Below are 16,005 nucleotides of genomic sequence, written 5' to 3'. Positions count from 1 at the left end.
TTTTTTTCTATCCATTAACTGCTCTAAAAAAAGCGTCTAATTTCTTTTCGTCTAATTTTCCGTCAGTTCTTACACCACTGCAAATATCTACACCAAAAGGTTGAACAGCATCAATCGCTTCACGAACATTATCAGGATTAAGACCTCCAGCCAAAAATAGAGGAATATTAATTTCTTCTCTAATTTTTTTACTAATCGCCCAATTGTGTGTGCGTCCAGTTCCGCCCAATTCTTTTACTTGTAAATTTGGATTGCCACTATCCAGCAAAATTGCATCTACAAATTGAGATTTCTCTACCGCTTCCGTTACCGAATTTTCATCAATCACATGAATCACTTGTACCAACTTTACCCAAGGTAATTCGTTTCTCAAAATTTGATATTCTTCGTTTTTCAGTTCATCAACCAACTGAATTGTATTGGTATAAACTTTTTTATAATGTTGAATAATTGCTTCTGCAGTTGTTTCACTTGTTAATAAAAACGAAGCCAATGTTGGTGGAATAGTTTTAGTAATATCTTTGATTAAATCATCACCAATTACTCCAGGTCCGCTTGGCATATTACCCACCAAACCTAATCCATTCGCTCCATATTTTATTGCTTGTTGCGCTTCTTCTTTACTACTAATACAACAAATTTTAACTCTTGTTTTCATCATTTGTTTTGATTTTAATATTATAAATATATAAAAAAACACCTCAATTTCTTGAAGTGTTTGTATGATCTAAGATTTAGAATTGATTTTAGAAATCTTCTTCCGAACCTTTTAATTTTTCTGCATTTTCTGCCATTTTCAATGCATCAATCATTTCTTGAATATCTCCATTCATAAAGTTATCCAAATTATAAATTGATTTATTGATACGGTGATCTGTTACACGTCCTTGCGGATAGTTGTATGTACGAATTTTAGCCGAACGGTCACCAGTAGAAACTAACGATTTACGCTGAGCAGAACGTTCTGAATGTTTTTTCTCAAACTCAATTTCATACAATTTTGTACGTAATAATTGTAAGGCTTTTTCACGGTTCTTGTGTTGAGAACGCGCTTCTTGACAAACAATTACAATTCCAGAAGGTTTGTGCGTTAATTGAACTTTTGTTTCAACTTTATTTACATTTTGCCCTCCCGCACCAGACGAACGTGCTGTTTGATACTCCAAATCTGCTGGATTAATCACTACATCCACCTCCTCTGCTTCTGGTAAAACCGCAACTGTAATCGCCGATGTATGCACACGCCCTTGCGATTCTGTTTCAGGAACACGTTGTACACGGTGAACACCCGATTCGTATTTCATTGTTCCGTACACTGCATTTCCTTCTACTTGCATCACCAACTCTTTGTATCCTTTTCCAGATGCTTCAGAAGTATTTAAGACTTCGTGTTTCCATCCTTTTTCTTTGAAATACATCGAATACATGCGGTAAATGTCTTCTACGAAAATCGCTGCTTCATCTCCTCCTGTACCAGAACGTAACTCGACAATGATGTTTTTCTCATCTTCTGGATCTTTTGGAATCAACATCATTTTGATTTCTTCCTCTAAAGGTGGAATCGCATTGATTGCTTCGTCTTTTTCTATTTTAGCTAACTCAACCATTTCTGCATCAGAACCATCTTGAATAATTTCGTCTGCTTCCTCAATTACATTGATTAAGTTTTCGTATTGTTTTTGCATTTCAACAAAGTCTTTCAAATCAGAATATTCTTTGTTTAATTTCGCATAACGAGTTTGATCTGTTACGATATCTGGTTGGATGATTAAATCTGCCACCTCATCGAAACGTTGTTTGATTGCTCTTAATTTATCTAATAGACCTAAATCTGCCATATACTTTTATTGGATTGCAAAGATACAATAACTCAAGGGATTCAGAAAATTTGAATAAAAAAAACCGATGATTTCTCATCGGTTTTGTGATTTATTAGTTGTTATATAATTATTTTTTAATAATCTTTTTTACAACTTTAGTTGTTCCATCGTTAATTTTTAAAACATATACTCCTTTTGGTAAAGAAGAAATGTTGTAAGAATCTGCATAATCAAATGATTGTACTTTTTTACCAACCATATCATATAATTCAATTGTAACGTTCGCTTTATTTAAAGTTGTACCTAAATCAATTTTAAAAGAATCTTCAACTGGATTAGGATAAACGTTAGTAACTTGTTTTGTATTAATGTCAGAAGTAGCTAATGATGAATTACCTGAAACACTAAAATCATCAAGAATAAATCCAAATTGATCATTTGAAACACATTGAATAGCTACATAAATTTCTTTCCCATTGTAAGCTGATAAATCATATGAATATTCCGCATATTCAATATCATAATCAATTACTTCACTTTTTAATTTAGTAAAACTTGTTGTATTTGTATCAGTAGTCGAAATTAATACATTAAATTCTTCCATTCCATATTCTTCATCTCCTGCTTTTGCATAAAACTTAAGAACGTTATCAGAAACAGCTAATTTAATTTTAGGAGAGATTAGCCAATCATTATTTTTAGGTTTTGTAGCGGCAAAACTAACCATAGCTTTTTCTCCCGTTCTAGCAGTCCAATCACTTCCTGCTGAAGGAGTTATAACCGGAGTAGTTTTAGTTGAATTAAACACAATATAAGCCATTTGTTTTCCCGAATTAGCAAAAGTAATGCCATTGAAACCATATGTTGTTGACTTATCTCCATCAACTAACGACCAATCACCTATTTTACCTGTATTTACAGTAGAAGTTATACCTCCTACAGAAAAATCAGTATAAGTCTCAAAAGAATCTTCAAAAATAGTTGAAATTTGTGCATTTGCAGAAACTGCTGCAATCGTTAATAAAGAAAATAATTTTTTTTTCATAAGTAATTCATTTTAAATGTTAATATTCAATAAACTTAAAAAAAATATCTTTAAACAACAACATTATAGTGTTAAAAAGTATTTTTTATAATTATTCAAAATAATTACTTTATAAATTATTGGAATAAAAAAAACCGATGATTTCTCATCGGTTTTGTGATTTATTGTTAAAAATATTATCTCGTAAATAATAATTCTCTGTATTTTGTTAAAACCCAGAATTCGTTATCAACCATTAATTCTAACTTATCAGCGTGGTAACGAATTTCGTCATAATATGGTTTTACTTTTTCACAATAAGCATGTGCTCTTTCTTCTAAAGATTCAACCACATTTGCCTCTTTACGTGCATCCATCATTAAGTGCAATTTTGCGTTTAATTCGTTTACATGCATCGAAATTTTCTTCAAAATGATTAATTGTTCGCCTGCATATTCTTCATAATCATCTCCAAAAATATCTTTGAATCCTTTAATGTTTTTGATCAATATGTTTTGATATTTGAAAGCTGTCGGAATAATATGATTTCTCACAATATCACCTAAAACACGACCTTCAATCTGAATTTTTTTGATGTAATCTTCTAATTCGATTTCGTAACGCGCTTCAACTTCTGTGTTGTTCATTACATTAAGTTCAGAAAATAAATCCAACGATTTTTGAGAAACTTTTGCTTTTAAAGCAGATGGAGTTGTCTTGTGATTTGACAATCCTCTACGAGCCGCTTCTTCTTCCCATTCTTTGCTGTATCCGTCACCTTCGAATAATATATTCTTTGTTTCTTTAATATATTCACGTAAAACATTGAAAATTGCTTCGTCTTTTTTCAAACCTGTTTCAATCAACGCATCAACTTCTTTTTTGAAATCGATCAATTGTTTTGCTACAATTGCATTCAACGTTGTCATTGCATTTGCACAGTTTGCAGTCGATCCTACAGCGCGGAACTCGAATTTATTTCCTGTAAAAGCAAATGGAGAAGTTCTGTTTCTATCTGTATTGTCTAATAAAACATCTGGAATTTTACCTACAACGTTTAATTTTAAATCAGTTTTTTCTTCAGGAGATAATTTCCCTGTCGAAACACCTTCTAATTCTTCCAATACTTTTGTCAATTGTTGACCAATAAAGATCGAAATAATTGCTGGTGGCGCTTCATTCGCACCTAAACGATGGTCATTAGAAGCCGAAGCGATAGAAGCACGTAACAATTCCTCGTAAATTGAAACTGCTTTTATGGTATTAATAAAGAACGTTAAAAACTGTAAATTGCTGTTTGGCGTTTTTCCTGGTGCTAATAAATTTACTCCAGTATCTGTTGCTAACGACCAGTTGTTGTGTTTTCCAGATCCGTTAACTCCTTTGAAAGGCTTTTCGTGGAATAATACTTTAAAATGATGACGCTCACCAACTTTTTGCATCACATCCATTAATAATGAGTTGTGGTCAACTGCTAAATTCGTTTCCTCGAAAATTGGCGCTAACTCAAATTGATTTGGAGCTACTTCGTTGTGACGAGTTTTTACAGGAATTCCCAATAACATACATTCGTTCTCTAAATCGCGCATATAATTTAAAACACGCGTAGGAATCGAACCAAAATAATGATCTTCTAATTGCTGACCTTTTGCCGAAACATGTCCTAACAACGTTCTACCAGTTTGTAAAATATCTGGACGAGAAGCCGCTAAAGCATCATCAATCAAGAAATATTCTTGTTCCCAACCTAAAGTCGGTGTTACTTTCTTTACATTTTTATCGAAAAACTTCGCCACTTCTGTAGCTGCTTCATCAATTGATAAAAGTGCTCTTAATAAAGGTGCTTTGTTATCTAAAGCTTCTCCCGTGTACGAAACAAATACTGTCGGAATACATAAAGTCGTTCCGAAAATAAATGCTGGAGAAGTTGGGTCCCAAGCTGTATATCCACGCGCTTCGAATGTATTACGAATTCCTCCATTTGGAAATGAAGACGCGTCTGGCTCTTGTTGAACTAATAATGATCCACTGAATTTTTCTACAGGATCACTTCCGTCAAATGAAGTTTCGAAAAATGCATCATGTTTCTCTGCTGTTGTTCCCGTTAATGGCTGAAACCAGTGTGTATAGTGAGTTACACCTTTGCTCATCGCCCATTCTTTCATTCCTAAAGCAACAAAATCTGCCATTTTACGGTCGATTTTTGTACCATAATCCATTGCAGAACGAACGGCTTTATACGCTTCTGAAGTTAAATGTTGACGCATTGCTTTGTCATTGAAAACATTGCTTCCAAAAATTTCTGATTTTTTACCTATTTCAGGAACAGCTACCGGTTTACGATTGCTTGCGGCTTTTAAAGCTTCAAAACGAAATGATGTCATAAAAAAATAATTTGTGTTGTTTTATGGTACAAAAATAAATAAAAATTAAACGCAAAATAAAATCACCCCTATTTTTTTAGGGGTTAAATTAAAATTTAACTATAAATAAATTCAACACCCCTTTATTTTGGTTCAATAACTTTAAAAATCAATCTAAAATTAATTTTTATTTAACATTCGAATAAACTTTTTTAAACGAAAAAAGCAGTTTCAATTGCTTGAAACTGCTTTTAGACACTCATAATATAAAAAGTTTTTGGTCTATCTGAAACGGTCTACTGATTTTACAAGATCATCATCCTTCTTAATCAAACGATTGGCAATTGACAGAAGCGCAATCGAAGCTAAAGGAACTAATGCCCAAATACCTTTCTCAGAATTTCCTTCTCCAGGTAATGTTAATAGACAATATACAAAAGAACCAATTAATAAAACATTCAAAATAATGTTTAACCATCCTAAGCTAATTTGAAGCTTACGTTTTTTGAAAAACATAATGGTTAAAAATGAAATTAAAGCTGATGAGAAAAAGGCTAACGAAAAAATGTAATCTCCTTTCTCCGGATTTTGTAACCAATTTAATGGAATATCAAACAGCTTATCAAAATTCATGGCGAATATACTCGAAATTATTCCACTTAAGAATAAATATATACTTTGCTTTCTTTGAATCATTTCTTAAATTTCGAATACAAATGTAAAAAAACTTTTTGAGTTTTTATAATTATTCGTACTATTGCATTAATAAATCTCAAATTTATACGCTTTATAACAATTCTATTGTTATGATTCCCAATTACTTTATTGAATAAAAAAATATAAACACATTAATACCTTCATTATAGGATTATGTTTGATATCGAAGAATTAAAATCATTCAAATTACCAGATTTACAACAAGTTGCAGAGCAACTGAAAATCGATGGGTATAAGAAATTAAAAAAAGGCGAATTGTTAGACGCTGTTTTAGGTTTTATCAACAGTCAACCAAAGGTTGAGGAAAAAGTTGAAGCTAAAGCAGATGCAAAACCTTCCAAAAAAGATAAAGCTGAAAATCTACCTACAGAAGAAAAGAAACCGAAACGCAAACGAGTTCAGAATTCGGAAGGAGAAGTTCAACAAAAAGAGGCTGTTGCAGAAGAATTAAAAACTGAAAAAGTTGAAAATTCGTCTCCCGAAACAGAAAAAAAAGAAGAAAATAATCCTCGTGTTAATAAATTTCAGGAACGTGCGAACAAAAGCCAAGATCTGAAAAAGAATAACCAAAATAATCAGAATCAGAAGAAAAATAATCAATCTGATAATCGTAATCAAAACGATCAATCTCAACAAAATAATCACCACAACAATCAAAATCAAAAAAATAAATATCGCGCTGCGAATTATGAATTTGATGGAATTATTGAAACAGAAGGTGTTTTAGAGATTTTACCAGATAATAATTATGGTTTTTTACGTTCATCAGATTTTAATTATTTGTCTTCACCTGATGATGTGTATGTTTCGCAATCTCAAATTAGATTATTTGGATTAAAAACGGGAGATACAATTACAGGAGAAGTTCGTCCTCCAAAAGAAGGTGAAAAATATTTTCCTTTAATCAAAATTAAAGAAATCAACGGTCGTACGCCAGATTATGTACGTGATCGTATCGCTTTTGAGCATTTAACTCCACTTTTCCCTAACGAAAAATTCAATTTAAGTAATTCTAAATCTTTATCAAATCGCGTGATTGACTTATTTACACCAATCGGTAAAGGTCAACGTGGAATGATTGTAGCGCCACCAAAAACGGGTAAAACAACATTATTGAAAGATATTGCGAATGGAATTGCACAAAATCATCCAGAAGTTTATTTGATAGTTTTATTAATCGATGAACGTCCAGAAGAGGTAACAGATATGAAGCGCTCAGTAAACGGAGAAGTTATTGCGTCGACGTTTGATGAGGAAGCAAATCGCCATGTAAAAGTTGCGAATATCGTTTTAGAGAAAGCAAAACGTATGGTAGAATGTGGACATGATGTTGTGATTCTTTTAGATTCTATTACACGTTTGGCACGTGCTTACAATACTGTTTCTCCAGCTTCTGGTAAAGTATTGTCGGGTGGTGTTGATGCAAATGCGTTACACAAACCAAAACGTTTCTTTGGAGCGGCTCGTAACATCGAAAATGGAGGTTCTTTAACAATTATTGCAACTGCTTTGATTGATACAGGTTCTAAGATGGATGAAGTTATTTTCGAGGAATTTAAAGGAACAGGAAACATGGAGTTACAATTGGATCGTAAGATTTCGAATAAACGTATTTTCCCTGCGATTGATTTGGTAAGTTCTTCTACGCGTAAAGATGATTTGTTATTAGACGACAAAACACAACAATTGATGTGGGTTCTTCGCAACCATTTATCGGATATGAATCCTGTAGAAGCGATGGAATTCTTACATGATCGTATCAAACACACGCGCTCTAACGAAGAATTTTTAATCTCAATGAATAAGTAATTTATTACAACTTATAATTTCAAAAACCATCTAAAGTTATTTAGGTGGTTTTTTATTCATTTTTTTCGATTAATATTTTACTAAGTTTTTCAAAATCTCCATCTTGCCCAAAATCTTCTACATTTTTAATAGTACCACGAATAATACTTTGCCTACATTCAAAACATATCTTAGCAATACCTGATATATTTCCTTTATTTTTAAAAATTAAAATATCTCTAAACCAAGGTATACATCCCATAGAATATGAATCAACAACTTTCTTTTCACTAAAAATAGAATTGATTTCATTGTAATATTTTGGTTCTATAGTTTTTTTTAAATATCCTATTTGCAACAACTTTTCTTGAAAATTTTTATCAGATATACCATTAGGTTTATATCCATGAATAATATTGAATTCAAAATTTTCTATTTTTAAAGAATCCTTATCTTCAATTACTTTTATATTTTTAGATAGTTCGATATAGTTAGAATCTAATCTATAATATTCTATATTATCAAATTCAAAATAATTCTTATGATTATTTGATGTACATCCAAAATTAAAAATAAGTACTAATAAGATTAAAATACTTTTATTCATATTAAAAATTTTAAATTTAACAATAAATATAAAAATAATATAAAACAAAAAAAGCCCAAGAAAATAAATTCTTGAGCTTTGTTGTACCTCAGGCGGGACTTGAACCCGCACGTCCTAATGGACACAGGATTTTAAGTCCTGCGTGTCTACCAATTCCACCACCAAGGCATCCACTTCTAGTAAAGAAGTTGAGCGGGAAACGAGACTCGAACTCGCAACATTCAGCTTGGAAGGCTGACGCTCTACCAATTGAGCTATTCCCGCGATTGTGAGTGCAAATATAGAACAGCTTTTTGAATTACAAAACTTTTAGGAAACATTTTTTTCATAATTATTTTACATCAAAAGCTAAGTTTCTCATCATAATATTTTTAAGCACTAAAATAATTTTACTTTTCTTGGATTAAATTATTTTGAACATGAAAAATTTATCTTAAGTAATTGCATTTTTCCAGATTTCAAACAGTCGTTCATAAGAAAATTGAGCATTTGCAGGACTTGTACTTGGCAAAGAAATATACTCAATGGATGTTTTTTTATCAAAATATTTCCAAAATAATTGTTCCGCTTTCTTTCCATTGAAAATTATTTTCTCAATTGTAGGATGTTCAGTCAACAATTCATCAATCTGATTTGGCGAAACATTTTTCATATCCACATCCATGCTTCCTTTTCGTTCAGCAGAATGTGCAACATCCCAAAGCGCTAACTTATTTTGTAAGATAAGTTGTTTTCTTATTTCATAATCTTCTGAAAATTCTGTCTCAAAAATCTCAAACATCATTTTCCAAAATCGATTACGTGGATGCCCATAATATTGATTAACTTCTAACGATAAATCACCAGGTAAAGAGCCAAGAATTAATGTTTTTGGTTGTTCTGATATAATTGCAGCAAAAGATTGTTTATGCATTTTGTCTTATTCTAAAAATATAATGTACAAAAAAAGTGTTACGAAATCGTAACACTTTAATTTTTTTATTTTGAATAAAATCTTAGAAAATCAGTTCAGAAACCTCCTCCCACTCTAACATTTTTTTATCTAAATCATTTTTCAAATTCGAGTATTTATCTAATTCTTGTTGCGTTTGCGAACCTGAATGCAATTTATTTTCTAAATCTGCAATCTTCGTTTCTAAATCAGAAATCTCCGTTTCGATTCTTGACAATCTATTTTTAAGGCGTTTTTGCTCTTTTTCTTCCTCAAAAGATAAAACTCGTTTCGCTTGTTCTATTTTAACCTCAATCGGCTTCTCTTCTTTTGGTGCAGCCAAACTATTTCCTTTCTCCACTTCACGGAAACTTCCCGCTTTAATTTGTGCTAAATAATCATCAATTCCAGAAAGATATTCTTTCACTTGACCATTACGAAAATCGAAAACTTTATCCACTAAACCTTCTAAAAATTCACGGTCGTGAGAAACCAAAATTAATGTTCCTGAATATTTTTGTAACGCTTTTTTCAACAATTCTTTTGATACAATATCCAAGTGATTTGTCGGCTCATCCATGATTAATACATTGAATGGACGCAACAACAATTTACACAACGCCAAACGATTTCGCTCACCTCCCGAAAGAACCGAAACTTTTTTCTCTACCGCATCGCCACCAAACATAAATGCTCCTAAATAATCGCGAACATGTTTACGTGTTTCTTCTGTTGCAGAATTTTCAGCTTCTTCTAAAACCGTTAATTTATCATTCAAAACATGTGCTTGATTTTGGGCAAAATATCCGATTTCTACATTATGTCCATGTTTTATTTTACCTGAATGTTCTTGTTCGTTGATAATCGCACGCGATAAAGTCGTTTTTCCTTGACCATTTTGACCAACAAAGGCTACTTTCTCTCCACGATTTACATAAAAAGAAACATGATCAAAAACTTGATGATCACCAAAAGCAACTCCAACGTCATCTAACTCGAAAATAATTTTACCTGGCTGAACAGCGTCCACAAAACGGATATTCATTTTTGTAACATCATCATTTTCAATTTCGATGCGTTCTATTTTATCTAATTTTTTGATTAATGATTGCGCCATCGAAGCTTTGTTCGCTTTTGCACGGAATTTAGAAATCAAATCTTCCGTGTGCTTAATCATTTGCTCTTGATTTTTCTGCGCTTGCTCTAATTTCTCACGACGATCTTCACGCAGTTCTAAATAACGCGTATAATTCGCCTTAAAATCTGAGATGTGACGATTTGCAATTTCGATGGTACGATTGGTTACATTATCCAAAAATTGACGGTCGTGCGAAACCAATACAACAGCACCAGGATAATCTTTCAAGAAATCTTCTAACCAAACAATCGAATCGATATCCAAGTGATTGGTAGGCTCATCTAAAAGCATTACATCATGTTTTTGCAATAATAGTTTTGCTAATTCAATTCGCATTCTCCAACCTCCAGAAAATTCTTCTGTTGGACGATGAAAATCTGAATTTTTGAATCCTAAACCAATTAAAATTTGCTCGATTTCAGCATCTTTTGTGTAACCTCCTAAAAGTCCGAAACGTTCTGTTAAATGCGAAATATCTTCAATTAATTTTCCGTATTCATCTGATTCGTAATCTGTTCTTTCGGCTAATTCTTTGTTTACAAAATCAATTCGTTCTTGAATTTCAACCAATTGCTCAAAAGCAGAATCCGCTTCTTGCCAAACCGTTCTTCCTTGTACAAAATCAATATCTTGCGATAAATATCCGATTGTAACGTCGCCTTCGTAAACAACTTCTCCTTCTGAAGATTGCTGACTTTTGGCTAAAATTTTAAGCAAAGTAGATTTTCCTGCTCCATTTTTCCCTACCAAACCAACACGGTTTCCTTTGTTGATGCGGAACGAAACGTTTTCGAATAAATATCTACCCGCAAAATAAACTCCTAAATTTTGTACTAATAACATTTTGCAAAAATACAATGTTTTTTGTTAGATGAAAACTTATCTCAAAACTATAAGTAGTATATTGTGAAAGTGTTTTAAAAATAACAAGAACCTTTTAATTAATGATTATGAGTAAAATTATTATTGTTCCTATTAACAAAGAAGCTGAATTAAAATTAGATTATGATACAGCTTCTCCAAACGAATTAATCGAAATTAGGTTAAATGAATCAGAATTTAATATTTTATGGAAGAAAGGTGTTTTTGATTTAATTAATCAAACTTGTAATTCAATAATTGATGATTATGAATACGAAAAAATTAATAATTTAACTCTAATTGAAAGCACTTATAATCAATTAAATAAAACATTTCCTGAATGTAAAAATATTATCAATATATTTCATAAAGCATTAGAACTTAAAACAAGTATTCATTTCTATTTTTAATAATATTAAAATCATTTATGAAGATAATAATTGAAAGTTGAAATGAAGGATTTCAAAAAGTAGCTTTAACACAATTACAAATTGACTTACTAAAACTATCATTAAAAGTTGCTAAAAGTAATGTTGACAAATTGTTAAATGGACATTCAATAATAATTGATATCAACGATGAACAATTAGCTTTAACTTTTGTAGAAGAAGCCAAAAATATTAATGCTAATTGTAGAATTTTGTATTGATTTTTTTAAGGTTTTAAACGATAACTCAAAAAATACAAAACAAAACTGATTAAAATTGAAAAAGTTGCTGGCACAAAATAAGCCAATGCAAGATTTTTGGTTGCAATAAAATTAATTGGAAGATTGATTAATCTGAATTGAAAAACTAAAAAACACAATACTACTATCGTTACCGCTATTTTCCAATCGTAATTACGCTTGTGGTTAATCACTGAACATAAAATATACGCCAAAACAATTCCTACAAAACTCAAAATTGTTTTCATTGTAGCTAAATGTTTCAGTTTTTGACTGATTCCGAATTCATCACTTTTTCTGACCAAAAAAGCAAAATTATCTTTACCCATTGAATGAATTAATTCAATCAAATCTAATTCAGCCAAAACGTAAAATTGTTGAATTCCTAAGAATAACAAAACGCTTGCTACAAGTTGAATTGCGAATATTTTTATGTTAAAGTTTTTCATTCAAAATAGGTTTAAAATCGATCATAGAAACGCGCAATGTCCGCTTCTTTATCAATCGGTTGATTATTTTCTAAAAATTCGTACAAATCATCCACCATCACAGGCGCTAACATTGTTCCACGCGTTCCCATTCCATTCAAACAAATCAATTGTTGATACGTTGGATGCGCTCCAATAATCGGACGACGATCGACAACAGTTGGACGAATTGACGCATGTTGCTCCACAACTTCAAAATGATCTTTGAAAAAATTCTGAACACCTTCAACCAAATATTTCTTAGCTTCTTCAGTATTTTCATAATTCACATGATCGCGATCGTAAGTTGCACCTACAAAATATTGATTATTTTCTAAAGGCATCAAAAATTCTTTTCCTTTCACAACTGCTTCGGGTAAATTGGCATCAATTTCAATTTTCAACACTTCGCCTTTTACACCAATTACAGGTAAATTTTTGAAATATGGATTGCTCAAAATATTATAACCTTCAGCAAAAATTATTTTAGTTGCCTCGATATTTTTATAGCTCGTTTGATTATCATTTAATTTTAACTCATTGAAATCAAAAGTCTCATCAAGAAACAAATCATTTTCAACTAAATAATCTTTAAAATCAGCCAGAAGATTTGTCAAATCGACACGACCTGTGTGCAAAACTTCGCCAGAACCAATCGGAGAATTGATTGAAGAAAAATCATTCAGTTGTTCTGTATCTGTTGCTAAATAATCAATCAAATCTGGATGAGTTGTCGCTTTTTTCAACCACGTTTTTTTCTCTTGTTCGTCATTAAAAATTCTATAAACTGGAAAATTGTAGATATATTTTTTGTTTAATAATTGTTCAAAATCACCAAAAACCTCGCGTAATCTTTCGATTTGTTTTGTCGCATTCCAAACAATTGAAAATCGTTTTAGCACTACAGGATTAAAAATTCCAGCAGCAATTGCCGATGCTTTGTGAAAATGATTATCAATTACCACAAAAGATTTATTTTCTTTCAACAATTTCATCGCCATACAACTCCCTGCAACACCTTGACCAACGATGATATATTCTACTTTTTTCAATTTCTAAAATTTGCTTACAAAGGTAAATAATGTTTCGGTTTTACTTATCTTTATTCTTAAAATCAACCGTTTTATGCAAATATTTTATACCATAATTTCTTGCCTTATTCTCCTTTCCGTCATTATTCCATTCATTAAACATACACATTGGACGGTTAGAGTTTTTGATTATCCACGATTTCAAAAATTTGCTTTGGTAATTGCTACTTGCATTTTATTCATTTTTGTACCTAAAACTTCAATTACAATAAGTCTATTTATTTGCTTAGTTTTTACGGCGATTTATTTGCTTTGGGTCATTATTCCTTATTCTCCTTTTGGTAAAAAAATGATTGAACAAGTAACCTTTAAACCAAATGAAAAACCGTTTGATTTACTTGTTTATAATGTTTTGCAAGACAATACGAAATATCAAAATTTGGTTGAATTAATTAAGAAAAGAAATCCTGATATCGTTTTTTTATTGGAAACAAACAACGAATGGATGGAACAAATAAAAGAGGCTACAAACGATTTTGAGTACAAAATAGAAGTTCCGTTAGAAAATACTTATGGATTATTGTTTTACTCTAAATTACCTATAAAATATCAAGAAATTAATTATTTAATCAGCACAGAAATTCCTTCTATCATTGCTGATATCGAATATAATAATCAAATTGTGCGTTTGTATGGTTTACATCCAACTCCGCCAGTTCCGCAAGAAAATGAAGAAAGTGCTGAACGCGATGCTGAGATTTTAACAATTGGCAAACAAGCGAAAGAATATGGAAAAGCGTGTATTGTTTTTGGCGATTTGAATGATGTTGCGTGGAGCAGAACAACACGTTTATTTTTGAAAACTTCGCAACTTTTAGATCCTCGTCGTGGTCGTGGAATGTTCAATACTTTTCATGCGCATCATTGGTTCTTACGTTGGCCTTTGGATCATTATTTTTTGAGTTCGCAGTTTCGATTAATTGATATGATACGAGAACCAAATATTGGTTCGGATCATTTTCCTATCAGTATTCAAGTTGTTTTACGTAGTGATGATGATTCGGGAGAAATGAAATTGGACCGTGAAGAAAAGGCAGAAGTTGAGGAAAAAATAGAGGAAGGAATTGAAAAAGGAGACGCGAATTAGATTTTAGAAAGTTAAATTCTTATAAATACAATACAAAAAAATCCAGTCAAATGACTGGATTTTATTTATTTTAATTCTATCATAACCATTCCAAATAATTCGCCTCTTCTTCCGTAAAGAGCTTCGATTGTTTTATCTTTTTTATACTCAAAAGATTTTAATTGACCTACAGAAATATCATTCAAATCTTTCAATTTCATCGATTCAAATTTACCAGAGTTTCTTTTTATCTGCACACTAAGCTCATCAGTGTTTATCAATAGTTTCTCTCCTTCAAAAGTATTTAATGAATTAATGTAAATGCTCTCTACAAACTCTTTTAAAGTTTTTCTATCTGAGCTTTCATCTAATTTTGTTGTTGTTTTTTTAATAGAGTTCGTTAAAACTTTTTGTTGTCCAAAACTATTAATTGATATTATTAGTAATGATAATAATAAAATATTTTTCATGGCTTTTATTTAATTTGAACTAAAGTTTAAACAAAAAATCCAGTCAAATGACTGGATTCTTTGTTTTGTATTCTGATTAGTAATTCCACATATCAGCTTCTGACTGAATGATAGAATTTCTAATTTTGTGATGTTCTTCTAATTGACCTTTCGCATCATTTGGAATGTAATCATCAATCATTTTCGTTCCATACATTGTTTGAGCTTTGTAAATAATAGAACTAAATCTACGTGCATTTAACATCTCATCATATGTAATTGCCGAATTTGAATTACTTGGATTGAATACCGTTGCATTCACCAAAACATTACGAGCATCTGGATACCAAATCCAGAACAAATCTACGAAAGCTCCGTCAGCAAACTCTGTTCCTAACGATTGCGCATCAGGTCCCATAATTGCTAAACCTAACAAACGATATTTTAATTCTCCTAAACGACGGTCGATGTACCATAGACCTTTCGTTTTTACCATTTTGATATCGTCAGATTTAATTTTATAATTAAAAATAGCAGCTTCGTCAGGAGTTTCTCCAGCAGCTTTCATATCGTAGTAATACTGTTGTGTATCTTTCTTCTCATTACGAGCCATAATTTGCTCATAACTCATTTTAGTTTGAAAGTACTCATCGTCGTAAACTTCTCTAATCTTTTTGCTACGAACTCCGTCAACCAATACATCGTATAATGATTTAGAATTTTGCACTAACTCATCACCAGATCTATAATAAGGTTGATTTAGACGCTCATTCAAATCAATTACTTCCCATACAACTTTCGACCATAAAACATCTTTATCTTCGATAAAGCCATATTTCATAGGATCTTGAGCCGTACTTACTGTATCTCCAGCTTCATCAACTCTTGTTTTATTTTCGCGGTCTTTTCTTAACTGTTCTGGCGAAACAGCATTAAGAACATTTTGCGCCATTGTAAGAGTTGAGAAAAAACTCATTAAACCAAACAAAAGATACTTCATATTTTAAATTTTTACT

Annotated in this window: 16 protein-coding genes and 2 tRNA genes; 3 read left to right on the top strand and 15 right to left on the bottom strand. The window is 31.4% G+C overall.

What is annotated here, in order from left to right:
* Positions 1 to 7: 7 nt before the first annotated feature.
* From N5D90_RS10880 to N5D90_RS10860, 5 genes are all read right to left on the bottom strand, one after another.
* Positions 8 to 661 carry a phosphoribosylanthranilate isomerase gene (locus N5D90_RS10880; RefSeq protein WP_244957966.1) on the bottom strand — a complete coding sequence of 218 codons (654 nt, stop codon included), beginning with the start codon at positions 659 to 661 and terminating at the stop codon, positions 8 to 10.
* 85 nt (positions 662 to 746) lie between these two features.
* Positions 747 to 1,838 carry a peptide chain release factor 1 gene (prfA, locus tag N5D90_RS10875; protein ID WP_115001678.1) on the bottom strand — a complete coding sequence of 364 codons (1,092 nt, stop codon included), beginning with the start codon at positions 1,836 to 1,838 and terminating at the stop codon, positions 747 to 749.
* 109 nt (positions 1,839 to 1,947) lie between these two features.
* Positions 1,948 to 2,865: a T9SS-dependent choice-of-anchor J family protein gene (locus tag N5D90_RS10870; protein WP_280062446.1), complete on the bottom strand. Its 918-nt coding sequence runs from the start codon at positions 2,863 to 2,865 to the stop codon at positions 1,948 to 1,950.
* A gap of 176 nt (positions 2,866 to 3,041) precedes the next feature.
* On the bottom strand, positions 3,042 to 5,228 hold the full coding sequence (locus tag N5D90_RS10865) for a glutamine synthetase III (RefSeq protein WP_280062445.1): 2,187 nt from the start codon (positions 5,226 to 5,228) through the stop codon (positions 3,042 to 3,044).
* 261 nt (positions 5,229 to 5,489) lie between these two features.
* Positions 5,490 to 5,903 carry a DUF4293 domain-containing protein gene (locus N5D90_RS10860; RefSeq protein WP_280062444.1) on the bottom strand — a complete coding sequence of 138 codons (414 nt, stop codon included), beginning with the start codon at positions 5,901 to 5,903 and terminating at the stop codon, positions 5,490 to 5,492.
* A 174-nt stretch (positions 5,904 to 6,077) separates the two neighbouring features.
* Here N5D90_RS10860 and rho point away from each other — a divergent pair, with 174 nt between their 5' ends.
* Positions 6,078 to 7,733 carry a transcription termination factor Rho gene (rho, locus tag N5D90_RS10855; protein WP_280062443.1) on the top strand — a complete coding sequence of 552 codons (1,656 nt, stop codon included), beginning with the start codon at positions 6,078 to 6,080 and terminating at the stop codon, positions 7,731 to 7,733.
* Positions 7,734 to 7,785: 52 nt separating this feature from the next.
* Here the strand turns inward: rho and N5D90_RS10850 are convergent, their stop codons facing one another.
* The 5 genes from N5D90_RS10850 to N5D90_RS10830 form a co-directional block, all read right to left on the bottom strand.
* The gene (locus tag N5D90_RS10850; protein WP_280062442.1) at positions 7,786 to 8,319 is read right to left on the bottom strand and encodes a hypothetical protein; all 534 of its coding nucleotides are present in this window, start codon (positions 8,317 to 8,319) and stop codon (positions 7,786 to 7,788) included.
* Between the two features lie 84 nt (positions 8,320 to 8,403).
* Positions 8,404 to 8,487: transfer RNA gene (locus N5D90_RS10845), tRNA-Leu, on the bottom strand.
* A gap of 23 nt (positions 8,488 to 8,510) precedes the next feature.
* Positions 8,511 to 8,583: transfer RNA gene (locus tag N5D90_RS10840), tRNA-Gly, on the bottom strand.
* 169 nt (positions 8,584 to 8,752) lie between these two features.
* On the bottom strand, positions 8,753 to 9,232 hold the full coding sequence (locus tag N5D90_RS10835) for a DNA-deoxyinosine glycosylase (RefSeq protein ID WP_280062441.1): 480 nt from the start codon (positions 9,230 to 9,232) through the stop codon (positions 8,753 to 8,755).
* Positions 9,233 to 9,314: 82 nt separating this feature from the next.
* On the bottom strand, positions 9,315 to 11,231 hold the full coding sequence (locus N5D90_RS10830) for an ABC-F family ATP-binding cassette domain-containing protein (RefSeq protein ID WP_280062440.1): 1,917 nt from the start codon (positions 11,229 to 11,231) through the stop codon (positions 9,315 to 9,317).
* Between the two features lie 107 nt (positions 11,232 to 11,338).
* Between N5D90_RS10830 and N5D90_RS10825 the strand changes: the two genes are divergently transcribed.
* Entirely contained in the window at positions 11,339 to 11,659 is a 321-nt protein-coding gene (locus N5D90_RS10825; RefSeq protein WP_280062439.1) for a hypothetical protein, read from the top strand.
* 244 nt (positions 11,660 to 11,903) lie between these two features.
* Here the strand turns inward: N5D90_RS10825 and N5D90_RS10820 are convergent, their stop codons facing one another.
* From N5D90_RS10820 to N5D90_RS10810, 3 genes are read right to left on the bottom strand one after another with little or no spacing between them, the layout of a single operon-like run.
* Complete coding sequence (locus tag N5D90_RS10820; protein WP_280062438.1) at positions 11,904 to 12,365, bottom strand: hypothetical protein; 462 nt, start codon at positions 12,363 to 12,365, stop codon at positions 11,904 to 11,906.
* Positions 12,366 to 12,376: 11 nt separating this feature from the next.
* The gene (locus N5D90_RS10815) at positions 12,377 to 13,435 is read right to left on the bottom strand and encodes an FAD-binding oxidoreductase (RefSeq protein ID WP_280062437.1); all 1,059 of its coding nucleotides are present in this window, start codon (positions 13,433 to 13,435) and stop codon (positions 12,377 to 12,379) included.
* A 40-nt stretch (positions 13,436 to 13,475) separates the two neighbouring features.
* A complete protein-coding gene (locus N5D90_RS10810; RefSeq protein WP_260392493.1) occupies positions 13,476 to 13,619 on the bottom strand; it encodes a hypothetical protein in 144 nt (47 codons plus the stop codon).
* A gap of 144 nt (positions 13,620 to 13,763) precedes the next feature.
* On the opposite strand from N5D90_RS10810, the gene N5D90_RS10805 reads away from it, so the two are divergent.
* Positions 13,764 to 14,561, top strand: coding sequence for an endonuclease/exonuclease/phosphatase family protein (locus tag N5D90_RS10805; RefSeq protein ID WP_260392494.1), 798 nt, complete (start codon positions 13,764 to 13,766; stop codon positions 14,559 to 14,561).
* Positions 14,562 to 14,626: 65 nt separating this feature from the next.
* Here N5D90_RS10805 and N5D90_RS10800 read toward each other — a convergent pair whose 3' ends face one another.
* Entirely contained in the window at positions 14,627 to 15,010 is a 384-nt protein-coding gene (locus N5D90_RS10800; RefSeq protein ID WP_115001695.1) for a hypothetical protein, read from the bottom strand.
* Between the two features lie 76 nt (positions 15,011 to 15,086).
* Entirely contained in the window at positions 15,087 to 15,989 is a 903-nt protein-coding gene (gene gldN / locus N5D90_RS10795) for a gliding motility protein GldN (RefSeq protein ID WP_038332933.1), read from the bottom strand.
* Positions 15,990 to 16,005: the final 16 nt, after the last annotated feature.

Source organism: Empedobacter sp. GD03797 (genome assembly GCF_029842105.1).
Classification (GTDB): domain Bacteria; phylum Bacteroidota; class Bacteroidia; order Flavobacteriales; family Weeksellaceae; genus Empedobacter; species Empedobacter falsenii_C.
Note: the sequence above shows the minus strand (reverse complement) of the source record. Positions and strands in the feature narration are given on the sequence as shown.